This window comes from Vibrio fortis, from assembly GCF_024347475.1.
GTDB lineage: Bacteria > Pseudomonadota > Gammaproteobacteria > Enterobacterales > Vibrionaceae > Vibrio > Vibrio fortis.
Genome location: NZ_AP025487.1, coordinates 570,236 through 588,890 on the forward strand (window position 1 = coordinate 570,236; position 18,655 = coordinate 588,890).

General features: G+C 45.6%; 17 protein-coding genes. 10 read left to right on the plus strand and 7 right to left on the minus strand.

Annotated features, from left to right (window positions below; translation table 11 throughout):
* Positions 1-2: 2 nt before the first annotated feature.
* A complete protein-coding gene (locus OCV50_RS02530; RefSeq protein ID WP_239841544.1) occupies positions 3-854 on the plus strand; it encodes a thymidylate synthase in 852 nt (283 codons plus the stop codon).
* A 583-nt stretch (positions 855-1,437) separates the two neighbouring features.
* On the opposite strand, the gene OCV50_RS02535 is transcribed toward OCV50_RS02530, so the two are convergent.
* The gene (locus OCV50_RS02535) at positions 1,438-2,583 is read right to left on the minus strand and encodes a Na/Pi symporter (RefSeq protein ID WP_239841543.1); all 1,146 of its coding nucleotides are present in this window, start codon (positions 2,581-2,583) and stop codon (positions 1,438-1,440) included.
* Between the two features lie 388 nt (positions 2,584-2,971).
* Here OCV50_RS02535 and nhaR point away from each other — a divergent pair, with 388 nt between their 5' ends.
* Together nhaR and OCV50_RS02545 are read left to right on the plus strand one after the other, a co-directional pair.
* Positions 2,972-3,862: a transcriptional activator NhaR gene (gene nhaR, locus OCV50_RS02540; RefSeq protein WP_239841542.1), complete on the plus strand. Its 891-nt coding sequence runs from the start codon at positions 2,972-2,974 to the stop codon at positions 3,860-3,862.
* 104 nt (positions 3,863-3,966) lie between these two features.
* Complete coding sequence (locus tag OCV50_RS02545) at positions 3,967-4,263, plus strand: ArsR/SmtB family transcription factor (RefSeq protein WP_261903629.1); 297 nt, start codon at positions 3,967-3,969, stop codon at positions 4,261-4,263.
* A gap of 131 nt (positions 4,264-4,394) precedes the next feature.
* On the opposite strand, the gene rpsT is transcribed toward OCV50_RS02545, so the two are convergent.
* Positions 4,395-4,655: a 30S ribosomal protein S20 gene (gene rpsT, locus OCV50_RS02550; protein WP_032553178.1), complete on the minus strand. Its 261-nt coding sequence runs from the start codon at positions 4,653-4,655 to the stop codon at positions 4,395-4,397.
* Positions 4,656-4,906: 251 nt separating this feature from the next.
* On the opposite strand from rpsT, the gene murJ reads away from it, so the two are divergent.
* The 3 genes from murJ (at position 4,907) to ileS (ending at position 10,376) form a co-directional block, all read left to right on the plus strand.
* Positions 4,907-6,469 carry a murein biosynthesis integral membrane protein MurJ gene (murJ, locus tag OCV50_RS02555; RefSeq protein ID WP_315974621.1) on the plus strand — a complete coding sequence of 521 codons (1,563 nt, stop codon included), beginning with the start codon at positions 4,907-4,909 and terminating at the stop codon, positions 6,467-6,469.
* A 70-nt stretch (positions 6,470-6,539) separates the two neighbouring features.
* Complete coding sequence (ribF, locus tag OCV50_RS02560) at positions 6,540-7,475, plus strand: bifunctional riboflavin kinase/FAD synthetase (RefSeq protein WP_239841540.1); 936 nt, start codon at positions 6,540-6,542, stop codon at positions 7,473-7,475.
* A gap of 63 nt (positions 7,476-7,538) precedes the next feature.
* Positions 7,539-10,376, plus strand: coding sequence for an isoleucine--tRNA ligase (ileS, locus tag OCV50_RS02565; protein ID WP_261903630.1), 2,838 nt, complete (start codon positions 7,539-7,541; stop codon positions 10,374-10,376).
* A gap of 28 nt (positions 10,377-10,404) precedes the next feature.
* Here ileS and OCV50_RS02570 read toward each other — a convergent pair whose 3' ends face one another.
* Positions 10,405-10,542: a hypothetical protein gene (locus OCV50_RS02570; protein ID WP_239841538.1), complete on the minus strand. Its 138-nt coding sequence runs from the start codon at positions 10,540-10,542 to the stop codon at positions 10,405-10,407.
* Between the two features lie 53 nt (positions 10,543-10,595).
* Between OCV50_RS02570 and lspA the strand changes: the two genes are divergently transcribed.
* From lspA to ispH, 3 genes are all read left to right on the plus strand, one after another.
* Positions 10,596-11,096 (plus strand): signal peptidase II, encoded by a 501-nt coding sequence (gene lspA / locus OCV50_RS02575; protein ID WP_032553182.1) that lies wholly within the window; start codon positions 10,596-10,598, stop codon positions 11,094-11,096.
* Between the two features lie 127 nt (positions 11,097-11,223).
* On the plus strand, positions 11,224-11,655 hold the full coding sequence (gene fkpB / locus OCV50_RS02580) for an FKBP-type peptidyl-prolyl cis-trans isomerase (protein WP_150895804.1): 432 nt from the start codon (positions 11,224-11,226) through the stop codon (positions 11,653-11,655).
* Positions 11,656-11,805: 150 nt separating this feature from the next.
* Positions 11,806-12,741 (plus strand): 4-hydroxy-3-methylbut-2-enyl diphosphate reductase, encoded by a 936-nt coding sequence (ispH, locus tag OCV50_RS02585; protein WP_261904111.1) that lies wholly within the window; start codon positions 11,806-11,808, stop codon positions 12,739-12,741.
* Between the two features lie 88 nt (positions 12,742-12,829).
* Here ispH and btsR read toward each other — a convergent pair whose 3' ends face one another.
* From btsR to OCV50_RS02600, 3 genes are all read right to left on the minus strand, one after another.
* A complete protein-coding gene (gene btsR, locus OCV50_RS02590; RefSeq protein ID WP_239841537.1) occupies positions 12,830-13,561 on the minus strand; it encodes a two-component system response regulator BtsR in 732 nt (243 codons plus the stop codon).
* 69 nt (positions 13,562-13,630) lie between these two features.
* On the minus strand, positions 13,631-15,301 hold the full coding sequence (locus OCV50_RS02595; RefSeq protein ID WP_261903631.1) for a sensor histidine kinase: 1,671 nt from the start codon (positions 15,299-15,301) through the stop codon (positions 13,631-13,633).
* Positions 15,302-15,500: 199 nt separating this feature from the next.
* Positions 15,501-16,988 (minus strand): carbon starvation CstA family protein, encoded by a 1,488-nt coding sequence (locus OCV50_RS02600; RefSeq protein WP_239841535.1) that lies wholly within the window; start codon positions 16,986-16,988, stop codon positions 15,501-15,503.
* Positions 16,989-17,278: 290 nt separating this feature from the next.
* Between OCV50_RS02600 and OCV50_RS02605 the strand changes: the two genes are divergently transcribed.
* A complete protein-coding gene (locus tag OCV50_RS02605) occupies positions 17,279-17,629 on the plus strand; it encodes a DUF2799 domain-containing protein (protein WP_261903632.1) in 351 nt (116 codons plus the stop codon).
* A gap of 93 nt (positions 17,630-17,722) precedes the next feature.
* Here OCV50_RS02605 and murQ read toward each other — a convergent pair whose 3' ends face one another.
* The gene (gene murQ, locus OCV50_RS02610) at positions 17,723-18,649 is read right to left on the minus strand and encodes an N-acetylmuramic acid 6-phosphate etherase (protein WP_239841533.1); all 927 of its coding nucleotides are present in this window, start codon (positions 18,647-18,649) and stop codon (positions 17,723-17,725) included.
* Positions 18,650-18,655 lie beyond the last annotated feature (6 nt).

Genomic DNA, 18,655 nt, shown 5'->3' on the forward strand with positions numbered 1-18,655 from the left:
GTGTGAAGCAGTATTTAGAACTCTGTCAGCGAATCGTTGATGAAGGCACGTGGATTGAAAACGAGCGTACAGGCAAACGTTGCCTAACGGTGATCAATGCAGACCTTACCTACGATGTTGGCAACAACCAATTCCCACTAGTTACGACGCGCAAGAGCTTCTGGAAAGCAGCAGTCGCTGAGCTACTCGGTTACATTCGTGGCTACGACAACGCTGAAGATTTCCGTAAGTTGGGTACCAAAACATGGGATGCAAATGCGAACCTAAATGAAGCATGGCTGAACAATCCTCATCGTAAAGGTGAAGATGACATGGGCCGTGTTTATGGTGTTCAAGGGCGTGCATGGGCAAAGCCGGATGGCGGCCACATTGATCAGCTAAAGAAGATTGTTGATGACTTAAAACGCGGTGTTGATGATCGCGGTGAGATCTTAAACTTCTACAACCCAGGTGAATTTCACATGGGGTGCCTACGTCCGTGCATGTACAGTCACCACTTCTCTCTACTGGGCGATACTCTGTACCTGAACAGCACTCAGCGCTCTTGTGATGTCCCGCTAGGCCTTAACTTCAATATGGTTCAGGTTTACGTATTCCTAGCGATTATGGCGCAAATCACAGGCAAGAAGCCGGGTGTTGCTTACCATAAGCTCGTGAATGCACATATCTACGAAGACCAACTGGCACCAATGCGCGACATCCAGTTGAAGCGTGAGCCTTTAGCGCCTGCAACCTTCCACATTAACCCAGAGATTAAGTCTCTAGAAGACTTGGAGACATGGGTAACACTGGATGACTTCTGGGTAGAAGGCTACGAGTGCCACGAAGCGATTAAATACCCATTCTCGGTATAACACGCTCACAAACTGATTTGAAAGGCTGCCATGGTGCAGCCTTTTTTGTATCTGAAGAGTAGTAATTAGATTCGAGTAAGCGAGATGCGGGATTCGAGATACGAAGAGCGTGCTTAATCAGATAGATACGTTAGCGACTAAAAACGATAACCACAGTTCGTGCTTTTCGCTACTCGTTTACCCGTATCTCGAATCTGCTTTAACCCGTCATTCCCTAGACTGACGAAGGAAGGAGTAGGGAACCTCTTTCGTTGTGCGTCTGCAAGATTCCCTATCACGCTCGTCCCTCGCTGTAGGGAATGACGGAGTTTTAGATAAGAGTAAACGGGATTCGAGATGCGAAGAGCGTGCTTAATCAGAGAGATACGTTAGAGACTAAAAACGATAACTACAGTTCGTGCTGTTCGTTACTCGTTTACCCGTACCCCGAATCTGCTTTTTGCTCTTCGCTACTCGCTTACTCGTATCCCGAATCTGCTTTTTGTTCTTCGCCACTCGTTTACTCGAATCTCTCATCTGCTATTAAAAAAGAAAAAGCCCGCAACTTTCGTTGCGGGCTTTGGTTATGCGATGGACTTTTTGCTTAAGCAGTTAGCGCTAGGATAGAACCTGGTAGCACTAGGAAGATAGCGATTAGGTAACCAGCTACTACTGCTTTGTTCTTCACAGCCATGTCTGAAATCATGTCTGCTGCTTTAACTGGTAATTCACGTAGGAACGGAATACCAAAGATGAATACTGTTGCCATGATGTTGAACACTAGGTGTACAAGAGCGATTTGCAGAGCGAATACTGCGAACTCACCTGATACCGCTGTTGCTGCTAGTAGCGCTGTAATACATGTACCGATGTTTGCACCTAGAGTGAACGGGTAAACGTCGCGTACTTTAAGAACACCTGAGCCTACTAGTGGAACCATCAAGCTTGTTGTCGTAGAAGATGACTGAACAAGGATAGTAACGATAGAGCCAGAAGCGATACCGTGAAGTGGACCACGACCGATAGCGTTCTTTAGAATTTCACGAGCGCGGCCTACCATTAGGCTCTTCATTAGTTTACCCATCACTGTGATAGCAACGAAGATAGTTGCGATACCAAGAACGATAAGTAGTACACCACCTACTGTGTCACCGAATGTAGATAGTGGCTCTTTGATTGCACTTACTACAGGCTTAGTGATTGGTTTGATGAAGTTCAGGCCTTTCATGCTCATGTCGCCAGTTGCAAGCATTGGCGATACCAACCAGTGAGAGACTTTCTCAAGAATACCAAACATCATCTCTAGCGGTAGGAAGATCATTACAGCCAGTAGGTTGAAGAAGTCGTGAATCGTTGCACTTGCAAACGCACGTTTAAACTCATCTTTACAACGAACGTGGCCAAGACTTACAAGTGTATTGGTTACGGTTGTACCGATGTTTGCACCCATGATCATAGGGATAGCAACTTCAACAGGTAAACCACCCGCAACTAAGCCAACGATAATAGATGTCACGGTGCTTGATGATTGGATAAGTGCTGTTGCAACTAAGCCGATCATTAAGCCTGCAACTGGGTGTGAAGCAAATTCAAAAAGAACCTTTGCTTGTTCGCCTGTTGCCCATTTAAAGCCAGTACCTACCATTGATACAGAAAGAAGTAGTAGGTAAAGCATGAATGCCAAGTTAGCCCAGCGTAGCCAGCGAGTAGTGCTCGAGATTGGCGCTGCTGCAGTAGTAGCTTGGTTCATAATGTTATCTCCATGGACCGTTTAAGTCTGTGTTTGGTCTGTTAGTTAATCTGAGCGTGATGTTAGAGGGGAAATATTTCAGTAATATTACATTTTTATTGGTGCGGCTTTTTTTTGTGATGATTTGCTGTTTAAATATTTTGACAGCTGATTGTATCGATGTAAGTGATTGTATTTTAAGTAATTAATGGCATCTTGTTTATTGCGGGTATGATCAAGAAAATTGAAAAAAAATCGATTTTCTATCATTGAATATGACAGTGTGAATCTGAATGTTTCGGTAAATGTATTGGTTTTGATGTTTAACTTATACAAAAACCGAGGTTATTGAGGTGGGGTGTCATATTTGCTATAAAAGAATGTCATATAACTCTATACGGCTTGAATCATGTCGCATCTTAATTACAACCACCTCTATTATTTCTGGATGGTGTGCAAGCAAGGCTCAATCACGAAAGCGGCTGAAGCGCTATTTTTGACCCCTCAAACAGTAACGGGGCAAATTAAAGCTCTTGAAGAACGGATGGATGGCAAACTCACTAAACGCAATGGGCGAAGTGTAGAGCCAACAGAGCTCGGTCAATTGGTATTTAAATACGCCGATCGCATGTTTGGTCTGAGCTATGAGATGCTTGATATCGTTAATTACAGCCAGCATTCCAATATTCTATTTGATGTCGGTGTGGCAGATGCGCTGTCAAAAAGGCTCGTTAGTAAGATCTTAATGTCTACTATTCCTGAAGATAACAGTATCCATTTGCGCTGTTTTGAATCGACTCACGAAATGCTGTTAGAACAGCTGTCGCAACATAAGCTCGATATGATTCTGTCGGATTGCCCTGTGGATTCAAGCCAAAGCCCGGGGTTATTCAGTAAGAAGTTAGGTGAGAGTGGTATGAGCTTCTTCTGTACTGGCAAAGTCGACAATGTCAGTTTCCCTGCGGTGCTAGAGCAAAGAAAGTTGTTAATACCCGGAAGCCGAACCTCAATGGGGCGCAAGGTATTACAGTGGTTTGATAGGCAAGGTCTAAAACCAGACATTTTGGGTGAGTTCGATGATGCCGCATTAATGAAGGCTTTTGCTCGTTATCACCATGATGCGATCTTCCTGGCTCCGACTCTATACCTTTCAGAAGTAGAAGAAGATACATCATTACAGATGCTGGGCGGGATTGAGGAGCTAAAAGAAGAGTATTACGTTATTTTTGCTGAGAGGATGATCCAACATCCGGCAGTAAAAAATGTATGCGACGCAGATTTTAGTAATTTGTTCGAGTGAGTTAGTTTGTTAATGAATTGATATCGATTATCATAACTCTACAATATGCCGTAAGTAGTACTGATAGCCCGTAGTTGGCGTTGAAGGTAGTAGGGAGCCAAACTATGAACTTGCAAGAGATGGAGAAAAACTCGGCCCAAGCCGTTGTGTTGTTAAAAGCGATGGCTAATGAACGCCGTCTACAGATTTTGTGCTTGTTGCATGGTACAGAGTTATCGGTAGGGGAGTTATGCAATAAGTTAGAGCTTAGCCAGTCGGCTTTGTCTCAACACTTAGCATGGTTAAGACGAGATGGTTTAGTTGAAACGCGTAAAGAAGCTCAAACGGTTTACTACACATTGAGTAGTGAAGAAGTGAAAGCAATGATTACGTTACTGCATGGTATTTACTGTAAGCAGTAGTGTGTAGAGCGTAAGTTTCAGAGCACATGGATGTGTGTCATTACGCCAAATGAAGCCAAACGGCAAATCGCAGATATAAAAAAACCGGCCAAGGCCGGTTTTTTTCGTTTTGCTTTGAAATCAAGTATCTATTAAAGAGCTTTGATTGCAGCAGCGAAACGAGACTTATGACGAGCAGCTTTATTCTTGTGAATAAGGCCTTTAGTCGCCATGCGGTCTAGAAGTGGTGTAACTTCTACGAAAGCAGCAGTTGCAGCTTCTTTATCGCCAGCTGCGATAGCTGCGATAGTTTTTTTCATGTAAGTGCGCATCATAGAACGACGGCTAGCGTTGTGCTGGCGACGTTTCTCAGCTTGGATAGCGCGCTTCTTAGCAGATTTACTGTTTGCCAAGGGTCTAACTCCCAAAAACTTAGTTCGGTGACAATTTAAGGGCGAGGACTATCCCTCATTTGCGCTTAATTGTCAAATGATTTGTGCAAAAACCAATCGTAGCCAAACAAATTTTGGAATGGAAAGGTTATCGCGGTTAAGATGGCGGGGATTCTAACAGCATTTTTAGACCAATGCTAATAAATATGCTTCTAACGATCGGATAGTATTTATCCTCGCTTAGAACTAATCAATCAGTGTCAGAGGTTTTTGTGAGTAAACGACTATTAAAGTCAGGCATGATAGTAAGTGCGATGACTTTTGTTTCCCGTGTATTGGGACTTGTGCGCGACGTTGTTGTTGCCAATTTAATGGGGGCAGGAGCCAGTGCCGACGTCTTTTTCTTCGCTAATAAGATCCCTAATTTCTTGCGTCGCCTGTTTGCAGAAGGCGCCTTCTCACAAGCCTTTGTTCCTGTTCTAACCGAGTATCATGCCGCGGGAGATAAAGACAAAACTCGCGAATTAATAGCCCGTGTTTCGGGTACGCTTGGGGTGTTGGTCTCTATTGTTACTTTAGTTGGTGTGATCGGCTCTGGCGCTATTACAGCGCTATTTGGTGCGGGGTGGTTTATCGACTGGCTCAATGGTGGCCCGTCTGCACATAAATTTGAGTTAGCCAGTCTGATGCTCAAAATCACCTTTCCTTATTTATGGTTCATTACCTTTGTCGCTTTATCTGGGGCGATCCTTAATACCTTAGGAAAGTTTGCGGTCTCCTCTTTTACACCGGTGTTCTTGAATGTCATGATCATAGGTTCTGCGCTTTTTATTGCTCCGAATCTAGAGCAACCTGAAATTGGATTGGCAATCGGTGTCTTTTTGGGCGGTTTGGTTCAGTTTCTATTCCAGTTACCTTTCTTAATTAAAGAGGGTGTTCTGGTTAAGCCTAAGTGGGGCTGGCGCGATCCTGGCGTTGTTAAGATACGTACTTTGATGATCCCAGCTCTGTTTGGCGTCTCAGTCAGCCAGATCAACCTGCTGTTCGATACCTTTATTGCCAGTTTCCTAGTAACAGGCTCTATCAGTTGGCTCTATTATTCTGACCGTTTATTAGAGTTTCCATTAGGTTTGTTCGGTATTGCGATTGCGACCGTGATTCTACCTGCGCTATCTCGTAAACATGTCGATGCACAAGGTGAGGGCTTTGCCCATACGATGGACTGGGGTGTGCGTATGGTTCTATTGCTCGGTATTCCTGCTATGTTCGGTTTGATTGTGCTGGCGAAACCTATGCTAATGGTGCTGTTCATGCGTGGTGAGTTTAGCCCTCATGACGTAGAGCAAGCGTCGATGTCACTGGTCGCTTATGCTTCGGGCCTACTTAACTTTATGCTGATCAAGGTGCTAGCGCCGGGTTATTACTCTCGCCAAGATACGAAAACGCCAGTTAAGTACGGCATTATCGCAATGGTCAGCAATATGGTGTTTAATGCCATCTTTGCTTATTTCTATGGATATGTTGGTTTGGCGATCGCGACTGCGCTGTCGGCCTTTGTCAATATGGCTCTGCTATATAGAGGCCTGCATTTAGCCGGCGTTTACCATCTAACCAAAACAACCTTAGTCTTTAGCGGAAAGCTTTTACTTGCGGGTGGCGCAATGGTTGCTGTTATTTTATGGCAATTAGAGAGTATGCAACAATGGCTTGAGTGGAGTTTCAGTTACCGAGCGCTTATGCTAACTGGCTTGATTGCACTTGGCGGCTTTGCTTATATTGTCTCTGTGCTCGCTTTGGGTATCCGAGTAAAACATTTAAAAGCAGCGACAGAGTAATACTGATTAGTATATAATCCGTCGGTTTCACACAATGAATGATGCAAATAACAGATTTTAGCTGGTCGTAATGGAACTAATCCGAGGCATTCACAATATTAAAGCGCAGCATCACGGCTGTGTATTAACCATAGGCAACTTTGATGGTGTACATCTAGGACATCAAGAAGTGTTGAGCCAGGTATCCAAGCAAGCTACGGCATTGGGTTTACCCTCTGTCGTAATGACGTTTGAACCTCAGCCCATGGAACTGTTTGCTCGTGACAAAGCCCCTGCACGATTAACTCGTTTAAGAGATAAGTTCGTGCAGCTGAGTAAGCTGGATATTAGCCGTTTATTGTGTGTCAATTTTAACCACTACTTTGCCAACCTATCTGCGGATGCTTTTATTAAAGATCTGCTGGTGGATAAACTTGGTGTGAAGTTTTTGGTGGTGGGTGATGACTTCTGCTTCGGTAAAGGTCGCACCGGCAATTTCGCTATGCTTAAAGAAGCGGGTGAAAAGTATGGTTTTGAGGTGGTGAGCACCCAAAGCTTTTGCTTAAACCAGCTGCGTGTAAGTAGCACTGAAATACGCAATGCTCTGGCGGTTGACGATTTAACCTCTAGTGCAGCCATGTTAGGGCGTGATTACAGCATTAGTGGTCGTGTATCCCATGGGCGTAAATTGGGGAGAACCATAGGCTTCCCAACGGCGAATATTCCACTTAAACGTTGTGTCTCTCCAGTCTCTGGGGTGTATGTTGTTGAAGCAGTCGACATCGATGGTTCACCCGTCGGTGGCGTTGCAAATATCGGACAACGACCAACAGTAAATGGGGTTCGCCAGCAACTAGAAGTGCATTTTTTTGACTTTAAAGCCAATTTATATGGTAAACAGTTAGAAGTACGTCTTTTGCATAAATTGCGCGACGAGAAAAAGTTTGAATCGTTCGACGCACTAAAGAATCAAATAGAATTGGATGCTGAAGCAGCAAGGGTGTGGCTGCGTCAGCTAAAGAATTAATCGGTTGATTCCACCGATTAACATAATGTCTAACTTCGCCCAATATAACGGAATTAAGAATCGATGAGTGATTATAAAGATACCCTGAACTTACCTGAAACAGGGTTTCCAATGCGCGGCAATCTGGCAAATCGTGAGCCAGAAATGCTTAAGCGTTGGTACAAAGAAGATCTTTACGGCGAAATCCGTAAAGCGAAGAAAGGTAAAAAATCTTTCGTACTGCATGATGGCCCTCCATACGCGAACGGCGATATTCATATTGGTCACGCGCTAAACAAGATTCTTAAAGACATTATTATTAAATCTAAGACTCTGTCTGGTTTTGATGCTCCGTACATCCCAGGCTGGGACTGTCACGGTCTTCCAATCGAGCTAATGGTTGAGAAGAAGAAAGGCAAACCAGGTCAGAAAATCTCTGCGGCTGAATTCCGTGAGGAGTGTCGTAAGTACGCGGCTGGCCAAGTTGAAGGTCAAAAAGAGAGCTTTAAGCGTCTTGGTATCATGGGCGAGTGGGACAAACCATACCGCACTATGGACTTCGGCACTGAAGCAAACATCATCCGCGCTCTAGGTAAAATTGCAGACAATGGCCACCTACTGAAAGGTTTCAAACCTGTTCACTGGTGTACAGACTGTGGTTCGGCTCTAGCGGAAGCGGAAGTTGAGTACAAAGATAAAGTATCTCCATCTATCGATGTGAAATTCACAGCGGCAGATGAAGCAGCGCTTCTAGAGAAATTCTCTCTAGCAGAAGGTCACGAAGGCCAAGGCGACATCTCTATTGTTATCTGGACAACAACACCATGGACACTGCCTGCAAACCGCGCAGTATGTCTACGTGATGATCTAGAGTACGTACTTATCCAAGTTGAAGCGCATGGCGAACAGCCTGCTCAACGTATCATCGTTGCTTCTGAGCTTGCTAAAGACGTAATGGATCGTGCTGGTATCGAGCACTTCCACAACTTAGGTTTTGCAAGCGGTGCTGATCTTGAGCTAACTCAGTTCAACCACCCGTTCTACGATTTTACTGTTCCTGCGATCCTTGGTGATCACGTTACAACTGATTCTGGTACAGGTGTGGTTCACACAGCGCCAGGTCACGGTCAAGAAGACTTCGCGGTTGGTAAAAAGTACGACCTAGAAGTAGCAAACCCAGTAGGTTCAAATGGCGTTTACCTGCCAGATACAGAGCTATTCGCTGGTCAGCACGTATTCAAAGCGAACGACTCAGTACTAGAAGTACTGAAAGAGAAAGGTGCACTTTTACACCACCACGCATACGAACACAGCTACCCACACTGTTGGAGACACAAAACTCCAATCATCTTCCGTGCAACACCACAATGGTTCGTATCTATGGACCAAGCAGGTCTACGTGCAAACGCACTAGAAGCGATCAAAGGTGTTGAGTGGATGCCTGAGTGGGGTCAAAGCCGTATCGAAGGTATGGTTGAAGGTCGCCCTGAATGGTGTATCTCTCGTCAACGTACTTGGGGCGTGCCAATCGCTCTATTCGTTCACAAAGAGACATCAGAGCTGCACCCGAACACAATTGAGCTGGTAGAAAAAGTTGCTCAACTTGTTGAACAAAAAGGCATTCAAGCTTGGTGGGATGTAGAAATTGCAGACCTACTTGGAGAAGATGCTGATAAGTACGAGAAAGTACTGGATACGCTAGATGTATGGTTCGATTCAGGTGTAACACACTACTCAGTAGTTGACTCACGTGAAGAGTACAACGGTAACTCTGCAGACCTTTACCTAGAAGGTTCTGACCAACACCGTGGCTGGTTCCAGTCTTCTCTAATTTCATCTATCGCGATGAAAGGCGAAGCGCCATACAAGCAAGTGCTAACACACGGCTTCGTAGTAGACGGTAACGGCCGTAAGATGTCTAAATCTATCGGTAACGTGGTTGCACCTAAAGATGTAACTAACAAGCTAGGTGCAGATATCCTGCGTCTATGGGTTGCTTCTACAGACTACACTGGCGAAGTTGCGGTTTCTGACGAGATCCTGAAGCGTTCAGCTGATGCTTACCGTCGTATTCGTAACACCGCGCGTTTCTTCCTAGCGAACCTGAACGGTTTCAACCCAGAAACAGACCTAGTTCCTGCTGAAGAGATGGTTGCACTGGATCGCTGGGCTGTAGGTCGTGCACAAGCTGCACAAGAAGAGATCGTGAAAGCATACGGCGAGTACAACACTCATGCTGTAACTCAACGTCTAATGCAGTTCTGCTCTATCGAAATGGGTTCTTTCTATCTAGACGTAATCAAAGACCGTCAGTACACAGCGAAGAAGGGCGGCCACGCTCAACGTAGCTGTCAAACTGCGCTTTACTACATCGTAGAAGCTCTAGTTCGTTGGATGGCACCTATCATGTCGTTCACTGCAGATGAAATCTGGAACGAAATGCCAGGTCAACGCGACAAGTTCGTATTCACTGGTGAGTGGTTCGAAGGCCTATTCGGTCTTGCAGAAGGCGAAGAGCTAAGCAACGAATTCTGGGCTGAAATCCAGTCTGTTCGTGGCGCAGTGAACAAGCTTCTTGAAGATGCTCGTAAAGAGAAAACAATCGGTGGTGCACTGCAAGCTGAAGTAACTCTATACGCAGACGATGCACTAGCAGCGAAAATCAATAAGCTGGAAGACGAGCTACGCTTTGTTCTTCTAACTTCAGCAGCTGTTGTTAAGCCTCTAAGCGAGAAGAGCGATACAGCACAAGCGACAGACCTTGAAGGTCTATTCGTTGAAGTAGCGGCAACTGAAGCTGAGAAGTGTGACCGTTGTTGGCACCACACGCCAGACGTTGGCACAATTGAAGGTCACGAGAAAGTATGTGGCCGCTGTGTGATTAACGTTGCTGGTGAAGGTGAAGTGCGTAAGTTCGCATAATCTAAAGCAGTGATTAATTGAACTTTGCTTAGTTTTTATAGCCCCAGTATCTACTGGGGTTATTTTTAGCTGGGATAAAATGCCTAGCAATATGGCTGGTCATTTTTATGCAGTGGCGCGCAACATCAAAGCGGATGGCAGTTAAGCTTTCATCTTGGTCTTTCATGTCTGCATCTCGCTGTATAGAATAAAGAAGTTCATAGATTTATAGGAATAAGCATGAGTGATTTTTCACTAAAGCAGTCAGGCGTACGTTGGTTATGGCTGGCTTTATTGGTCTTTCTTGCGGACATTGGCATCAAGTTGTTTGTAATGGACAACATGGGTTATGGCTGGGCGAATCGTATAGAAGTTCTGCCTTTCTTTAACTTCTTGTACGTTCATAACTACGGTGCAGCTTTCAGTTTCTTAAGTGATCAAGGTGGTTGGCAACGCTGGTTGTTTACCGGAATTGCGTTTGTAGTCACAGGTATGTTGACCTATTGGATGAGCAAACTGCCGGCGACAGAAAAGTGGAATAACATCGCTTATGCAATCATCATTGGTGGTGCAGTCGGTAATGTCTTTGACCGAGTTGTTCACGGCTTTGTTGTGGACTATCTAGATTTCTACTGGGGTACATACCATTGGCCTGCATTTAACCTTGCTGATATGGGTATCTGTATCGGTGCGGCGATGATCATCTTAGATGGATTCCGCAAAAAGGATGAGAGCAAATAAGCTCTACAAGTCACTTAATGACTCACAGAATGTAATAGCCCTAAGCGCTGTCGGTTGATTCCGGCGGCGCTTTTTGTTTATTCTCTGTGAGGAAAAATAATAATTGATACAACCCAAGGAAAGTAACGTGACAGCAATTAAGAATGACTCAGCAGTAACACTTCATTTTACGATTAAAATGAAAGACGGTTCCGTTGCTGACAGTACTGAAAATATGGGCAAGCCGGCTAAGTTTGTAATGGGCGATGGTAGCTTGAGCGAGAACTTTGAGCAGTGTCTATTGGGGCTAGAAGCAGGCACGCAAAAATCGATTGATTTAAAAGCGGAAGATGCGTTTGGTTTGCCTAACCCAGATAATGTTCATCACATGGATCGCGCACGTTTTGCTGGCGATACTGAGATTGAAGTCGGCACTATCATGGCTTTTTCAGGTCGTGATGGTATGGAAATCCCAGGCATCATAACCGACATTGCTGGCGACTCTGTTACGGTGGACTTTAACCATCCACTAGCAGGCCAAGACGTGACGTTTGACGTTAACATCTTAGCGGTAGAATAGACGGCGATTCATCTTTGCCAACAATTCGAAGCTTCACTGTCTTTGCGCTTCCCTGTAGAATGCCCGCTTCGCTAAACGCGAACTGTAGAATGATCTTGGTCGCGCTGTAAGCGATTCGCAATAAAAGAACTGAGCAATAAAATGAAAATAATGTTAGCTAACCCGCGTGGTTTTTGTGCTGGTGTTGATCGAGCGATCAGTATCGTAGAACGCGCACTGGAATTGTATCAACCTCCGATTTATGTTCGCCATGAAGTGGTGCATAACCGTTTTGTTGTTGAAGGTTTGAAGCAGCGCGGTGCGATTTTCGTGGAAGAGCTTCATGAAGTACCAGACGATAACATTGTTATCTTTTCTGCTCACGGCGTGTCTCAAGCGGTTCGTAAAGAAGCGAAAGAGCGCGACCTAACGGTTTTTGATGCGACTTGTCCTCTGGTAACCAAAGTTCATATGGAAGTGGCTCGTGCGAGCCGTAAAAATATGGAAGTGGTTTTGATTGGTCATGCTGGCCACCCTGAAGTTGAAGGCACTATGGGGCAGTATGCGAGCGATGCCGGTGGCATGTACTTGGTTGAGAAACCAGAAGATGTTGAGAAGCTGGTGGTGAAAGATCCAAGTAATCTTCATTACGTAAGCCAAACGACATTGTCGGTTGATGAGACTGCAGATGTGATCGAAGAGCTACGCCGCGTGTTCCCTGAAATCCAAGGTCCGCGCAAAGACGATATCTGTTACGCGACTCAAAACCGTCAAGATGCGGTTCGTGATATGGCGAACGATGTTGATGTGGTGATTGTTGTTGGTTCTAAGAACTCTTCAAACTCAACACGTTTGAAAGAGCTAGCTGAGAAGCTAGGTACGCCAGGTTACTTAACGGATTGCCCTGAAGACATTCAACCTGAGTGGGTTGAAGGCAAGAATAAAGTCGGTGTCACAGCAGGTGCTTCAGCGCCAGAAGAGCTAGTTAATCAAATTCTCGATCGTATCCGCGAGCTAGGGGCTGAAGGTATCGAAGAGATTCAAGGCCGTGAAGAAAATATGTTCTTCGAAGTGCCAAAAGAGCTTCAGATTAAACAAGTTGATTAATCATCGCGTTTGACGAGAGTTTTGAACGAAAAAGCCAACCTTTGCGGTTGGCTTTTTTGATCTTGTTCTATGTGACTGAATAGTAAAGCTAGTGAATACCTAATTGCTCTTTGAGTGTCTTCAAGTAGCGACGGCTGACAGGAACCTCAAAGCCTGTAAGAGTGATGATCTCTGCAAGCCCATTTTCTAATAACTTGATCTCTTGGATCGCTTTTATGTTGATCAAATATTGGCGATGGCAACGGATCAGATCGGTCTTTTCTTCTAAGACTTTAAGAGTCAGTTGCGAAGAGGCGGTTTGTGATGCGCTGCGAACATGAACACCACTTAGATCCGAATAGGCACACTCGACCGTTTGGCTCGCCATGATCACAATGCGGTTATGGCCGATACAAGGGATCTGCTCAAGATGCGATGGCGCAATAGCATTGATATCTTGTTCTGGCGGCAGTTGGCTCTGCTTAATCACCTTACATAAACGGGACACGCTTTTGTTGAGCCTACATGGTTCAACTGGCTTGAGTAGGTAGTCAAAGGCATTGTCTTCAAAGGCTTGAATCGCATATTGATCATAAGCGGTAACGAACACCACATAGGGCATGTTCTCTGGGTCAAGCATGCTCAGCAGTTCGATACCAGTAATCTGCGGCATTTGAATGTCTAAATAGACGACGTCTGGCTTAAGGTGATTGATCTGCTTGAGGCCTTCGATGGCATTGCTGGCTTGACCTATCACATCCACTTTTTCCGTTTCAGTGAGTAGTTCAATTAACTCTTCACGAGCAAACAGCTCATCATCTATGACTAGTGCCTTTAACATCCCATTACCTTAATTCCAATCTGCTGTTAAGTCTCTGTTCCAGTATACGCTGCTATCTAGTATCGCGTGTTATAGCGCCTTTGGAATGATAAAGCTCATGCGTGTAAATTGCTGTGGCTGAGATTCTATTTTTAGAGCTGAGTCTTGTCCAAAGAAATTGGTTAGGCGCTTGTCGACGATCTCCATACCTAAGCCTACATGGTCGCTGCTTGGCTTTTGATAACTGCCTGCGTTGTCTTCTACTGTGATGCGGTAGTTACCTTGATGCAGTTCGCTATAGATCTTTACTTTACCGCCCTCAAGAAGGTTAGAGATGCCGTGCTTGATGGCGTTCTCAACCAGAGGCTGAAGGGTAAAGCTTGGCAGTTCGACCTCGTAAAGTAGCGGATCGATATCCCACTCAATCTCCAAGCGATCAGTAAAGCGTGCCTTCTCAATCGTTAGGTAGGCATTCACGTGTGCCAACTCATCTTTTAGTTTAACTGTGTTGATGTTCTGTTTGAGGTTACTTCTAAAGAAGTGTGATAAATGCTGAATCAACTCTCGCGCTTTGTCTGGTTCGCGTCTGGTGACGGCACTGATAGTATTCAGGGCATTGAACAAGAAGTGCGGGTTAACCTGAGCATGTAGCAACTTGATTTCAGCCTGCGTCAACAGCGTTTGTTGTTGTTGATAGTTGCTAAACAGAATCTGACTAGAAAGCAGCTGGGCGATACCTTCCCCCATCGACATATTGATGGTCGAAAACAGCTTTAATTTTGGCTCGTAGAGTTTGATTGTCCCAACAACTTCGTTACCGGCACGCAGTGGAATAATCAATGCTGAACCCAGCTTACAGTCCGCAGAGAGAGAACACTGATATGGATTTTCTTTGCCATCCAAGTAGATGATGTCGTTCTTCTCCATCGCTGTTAGCGTACTCTGAGAAGAGATTGGAGTGTTAGGGATATGGTGTTCATCGCCAATGCCGACAAACGCGAGAATTTTTTCTCGGTCGGTGATCGCGACTGCGCCAACATTGGTCTCTTCATAAATGATGCGAACAATCTTTTGTGCGTTGTCGGAGTTAAAGCCACCGTGAAGGATGCCCACCGAGCGCTCGGCAATGGTTAGAGCTCGACGAGAAAAGGTTGCGGAGTACTTTTCAAAGATGGTTTTTCTATCTTGGATGATGCTCATGAACAAGGCAGCACCGACCGAGTTAGCGATGATCATTGGCGCTGCAATATCGGAAACTAGTGCGTAGGCTTGGGCGAATGGCTTAGCGACCGCTAATAGGATCAGCATTTGAATGATTTCAGCGAACAGGGTGACAGAAAACACCACCATAGGGTTAAACAACTGACTCGCTTTGTTCTTGCGTACCAGATAGACATGCAGCAACCCACCAATTAAACCCTCAGCTGTGGTCGATATCGCGCATGCGAGATCTGTGAATCCGCCTAGGGTGTAGCGATGGATACCGCCTGTTAAGCCGACTGCAAAGCCGACCACCGGCCCGCCAAACAGACCACCCATGACGGCTCCCATGGCTCGCGTGTTAGCAATGGCATCGTTGATCTGCAAGCCGAAGTAGGTGCCCATGATACAGAACAGTGAGAATAGGATATAACAACTCACTTTATGACTGAGTCGTGAAGAGATACTCAGTAGTGGCAAGATCAGCGGCGTCTTACTGATCATATAAGCCAGTACCAAATAGACACAGGTTTGTTGAAGTAGCGAGAGAATCAGTTCCATATATCCACTATTAAAAAGTTCTGCATAGGTAAAGGCTGAGCGCAGTAAGCTTGAAACACCAGCCAATATCGCATTGGTTATGGGTATAGTGTAAAGGGCATTTACCGAGTAACGCAAAGCCCATCACTAGGATGGGCTTTGTTGAGTTTCCAACCTTAATTCAAGGTGGAGCAAGCGAAGGGGGATAACACCCGATAAGCTAGGCTGTTTTAGTCACGCCTTTAGCTTCTTTCTCTTCATCAGCAAGGTCGGTTTCGCCTTTGCCTTTTGAAATCTTGATTACGTAAGCCGCAACACCTAGGGCACTAATCACACCAACGATAGTCGAGATTTGCATTGGTAGACCGAAACCAAGTTGGCTGTTGTTCAAGATGAATGTGATACACACAGACGTCATGAAGATTGCTGGAACCGTTGTTACCCAGTGCAGTTTGTTGTGACGTAGTAGGTAAGCAGAAGCTGTCCACAGCATCATTACCGCTGTTGATTGGTTAGCGAAGCCGAAGTAGCGCCAGATGATACCGAAATCAACTTGAGTCAGGATGCCACCGATAACGAATAGCGGTAGAGCCATTAGTAGACGGTTACGTAGTGTCTTCTGTTCCATGTTGAAGTATTCAGCAAGGATTAGACGGCTTGAACGGAATGCAGTGTCACCAGAAGTGATTGGTAGGATAACCACGCCAAGGAAGGCAAGGATACCGCCAAATACACCCAGTAGGCCAAATGAAGCGCTGTAAACTACGTTACCTGGGCCACCGTTTGCTACTGCTTCAGATAGAGACTCAACAGAGCCGAAGAACGATAGCGCAAGTGCACACCAGATAAGAGCGATGATGCCTTCACCAATCATTGCACCGTAGAATACGAAGCGACCGTTCTTCTCGTTTTCCATACAACGCGCCATTAGAGGAGACTGAGTTGCGTGGAAGCCAGAGATAGCACCACAAGCGATAGTGATGAATAGAGCTGGCCACAATGGTAGGTCGTTCGGGTTCATGTTAGTGAACATGTCGCTGATCTCAAAGCCACCCATGATTTGGTGTTCGTCGGAGAAGCCAATTGCAGTGATTAGACCAACAGACATGAAGATAAGCAGTGCGCCGAACAGTGGGTAGAAGCGACCAATGATTTTATCGACAGGGACAATCGTTGCGATGATGTAGTAAGCGAAGATAACCACAACCATAGTTGTTGCTGACATCGCGAAATCAGTTTGGTCGTTCACTAGGTTAGTAATCATGCCTGCTGGAGCTGATACGAATACCACACCAACGAGAAGCAGTAGAACAATGGCAAAGATATTCATAAAGTGTTTTGCGCCATTGCCTAGGTAACGTCCTGTGATAGTTGGAACCGAAGCGCCACCATTACGGATAGATAACATACCTGAGAAGTAGTCGTGTACTGCACCTGCGAAGATACAACCTAACACGATCCAAAGCATGGCTGCCGGACCGTAAAGGGCACCCATAATAGGACCAAAGATTGGGCCGACACCTGCAATGTTAAGCAGTTGAACCAGGTAAACTTTTGGTGTCGACATTGGAACGTAATCCACACCATCTTGCTTTGTATGAGCTGGGGTTTGGCGTTTTTCGTTTATGCCGAATACTTTCTCAATGAAAGCACCATAAAGAAAGTAACCGCCGATGAGTGCCGCAACACAGGTTAGAAACCACATCATAATTTGTTATCCCTGAATGTATTAATTAAGTCAGGGTGGATAATAAGCGAGCGGTTGGCGAGAAGCTTGTGCTTAAGCCGTTAGTGGTCGTATAGCGATTTAAGTGGCGCTGTGGTTGATTGAGTGGTTTTCAGATTTGTTGAGCGGTTGGGGGACAGGTTAAATGGTTTTGTCTCGTACTAAGCGGTGACTTGGGGGAAGCAGTGGACATTTTAGTGGGTTAAGCGGAGAATCGAGATACGTCGGCTAGCGATAGCTCCTAATGAATAATAAGAAGATAAGGGATTCAAATGAAGAAAGTAACCGTAGCCTTGCTATTGGCTCTAGGTATGACAGGCTGTGCATCAAACGTGCAAGACTTAGCGGCAGAGGGGAACTGGCAAGAGATTGGCTACCGTGATGGCGTAAGAGGCAACACTCAGCGTTCCTATTCTGAGATGACTAAGCTAGGCGCAGTCGATCAAGCCGCATACAGCGAAGGTTACTACCAAGGTGTGAGCGAATACTGTAACCCTAATCATGCTTATCAGATCGGTCTTTCTGGTCAGATTTATGAAGGTGTCTGTTCTGGTACTGAAGATGCGCAGCGTTTTCGTATGGAGTGGCAACGAGGCTGGGATGAATTCTCAAACGAGCACTGAGCTGACACACATCATCAAAAAAGCACCGATTCGTCGGTGCTTTTTGTATTGAGCGTGTGTTGAGTTACTCAGCTGGCTGCGACCTTGTCGTGTTTAGCTGGACTGGTTGTGCTCAACAGCTTTACGAAGAAACCCATCTTGGTTTTTAAGCTGCTGCTCTGCGGCTTCAAGATCTAGCCCTGTGAGTATCATCAAGATCGCCAGTTTCACGTCGTAACTGGTCTTTTCAAGCGTTTCTCTTGCTACTGCTTTGTCGCAATCTGTCGCTTGCATAACAATACGGGCGGCGCGCGCCACCAGCTTCTCATTGGTCGCTTTCACATCCACCATCAGATTTTGATAGCTTTTACCAATGCGGATCATACTGGCAGTGGTCAGCATGTTGAGTACTAGCTTTTGAGCAGTGCCTGATTTGAGACGAGTGGAGCCCGTGAGCGCCTCAGGCCCAACCACAGGGCTAATAGGAATCTTAGCTAATTGAGCAATAGGTGAATCTGGATTGCAAGAGAGTGATACCGTGGTTGCTCCAATCTCATTAGCGTATTTGAGAGCACCAATTACATATGGAGTACGACCGCTTGCAGCAATGCCGACAACGACATCTTTAGCATTAAAGTGAATGGCTTTAAGGTCTTCAACACCAAGTGTGAGCGAATCTTCTGCTCCCTCTTTCGCTTTTAGTATTGCCTCTGGCCCACCTGCAATCAGGCCTATTACTAACTGATCGGACACACCGAATGTAGGTGGACATTCTGAGGCGTCGAGAACACCGAGTCGGCCACTAGTGCCAGCGCCCATGTAGATCAGGCGACCACCATTACGAAAGGCGTCCGCGATATGGTCAACCGCGTTGGCTATCTGAGGTAGCTCACTCTCGATAGCGAGTGGCACCTGTTTGTCTTGTTGGTTGATCTTCTCCACCACTTCCAGGGAGGAGAGCAGATCAATGTCCATGGTTTCAGGGTTTCTTCCCTCAGAGACTAAGTGTGATAGTGCTGAAATAAGAGCATCGTTACTCATAAGTAT

Bases quoted from the DNA above. Each gene is read 5' to 3' on its own strand.
- OCV50_RS02570 (WP_239841538.1), bottom strand. From the start codon at position 10,542: ATGAAAGACCAAGATGAAAGCTTAACTGCCATCCGCTTTGATGTTGCG.
- OCV50_RS02545 (WP_261903629.1), top strand. From the start codon at position 3,967: ATGAACTTGCAAGAGATGGAGAAAAACTCGGCCCAAGCCGTTGTGTTG.
- ispH (WP_261904111.1), top strand. From the start codon at position 11,806: ATGTTAGCTAACCCGCGTGGTTTTTGTGCTGGTGTTGATCGAGCGATC.
- OCV50_RS02535 (WP_239841543.1), bottom strand. From the start codon at position 2,583: ATGAACCAAGCTACTACTGCAGCAGCGCCAATCTCGAGCACTACTCGC.
- lspA (WP_032553182.1), top strand. From the start codon at position 10,596: ATGAGTGATTTTTCACTAAAGCAGTCAGGCGTACGTTGGTTATGGCTG.
- nhaR (WP_239841542.1), top strand. From the start codon at position 2,972: ATGTCGCATCTTAATTACAACCACCTCTATTATTTCTGGATGGTGTGC.
- murQ (WP_239841533.1), bottom strand. From the start codon at position 18,649: ATGAGTAACGATGCTCTTATTTCAGCACTATCACACTTAGTCTCTGAG.
- btsR (WP_239841537.1), bottom strand. From the start codon at position 13,561: ATGTTAAAGGCACTAGTCATAGATGATGAGCTGTTTGCTCGTGAAGAG.
- OCV50_RS02600 (WP_239841535.1), bottom strand. From the start codon at position 16,988: ATGATGTGGTTTCTAACCTGTGTTGCGGCACTCATCGGCGGTTACTTT.
- ribF (WP_239841540.1), top strand. From the start codon at position 6,540: ATGGAACTAATCCGAGGCATTCACAATATTAAAGCGCAGCATCACGGC.
- OCV50_RS02605 (WP_261903632.1), top strand. From the start codon at position 17,279: ATGAAGAAAGTAACCGTAGCCTTGCTATTGGCTCTAGGTATGACAGGC.
- OCV50_RS02595 (WP_261903631.1), bottom strand. From the start codon at position 15,301: ATGGAACTGATTCTCTCGCTACTTCAACAAACCTGTGTCTATTTGGTA.
- ileS (WP_261903630.1), top strand. From the start codon at position 7,539: ATGAGTGATTATAAAGATACCCTGAACTTACCTGAAACAGGGTTTCCA.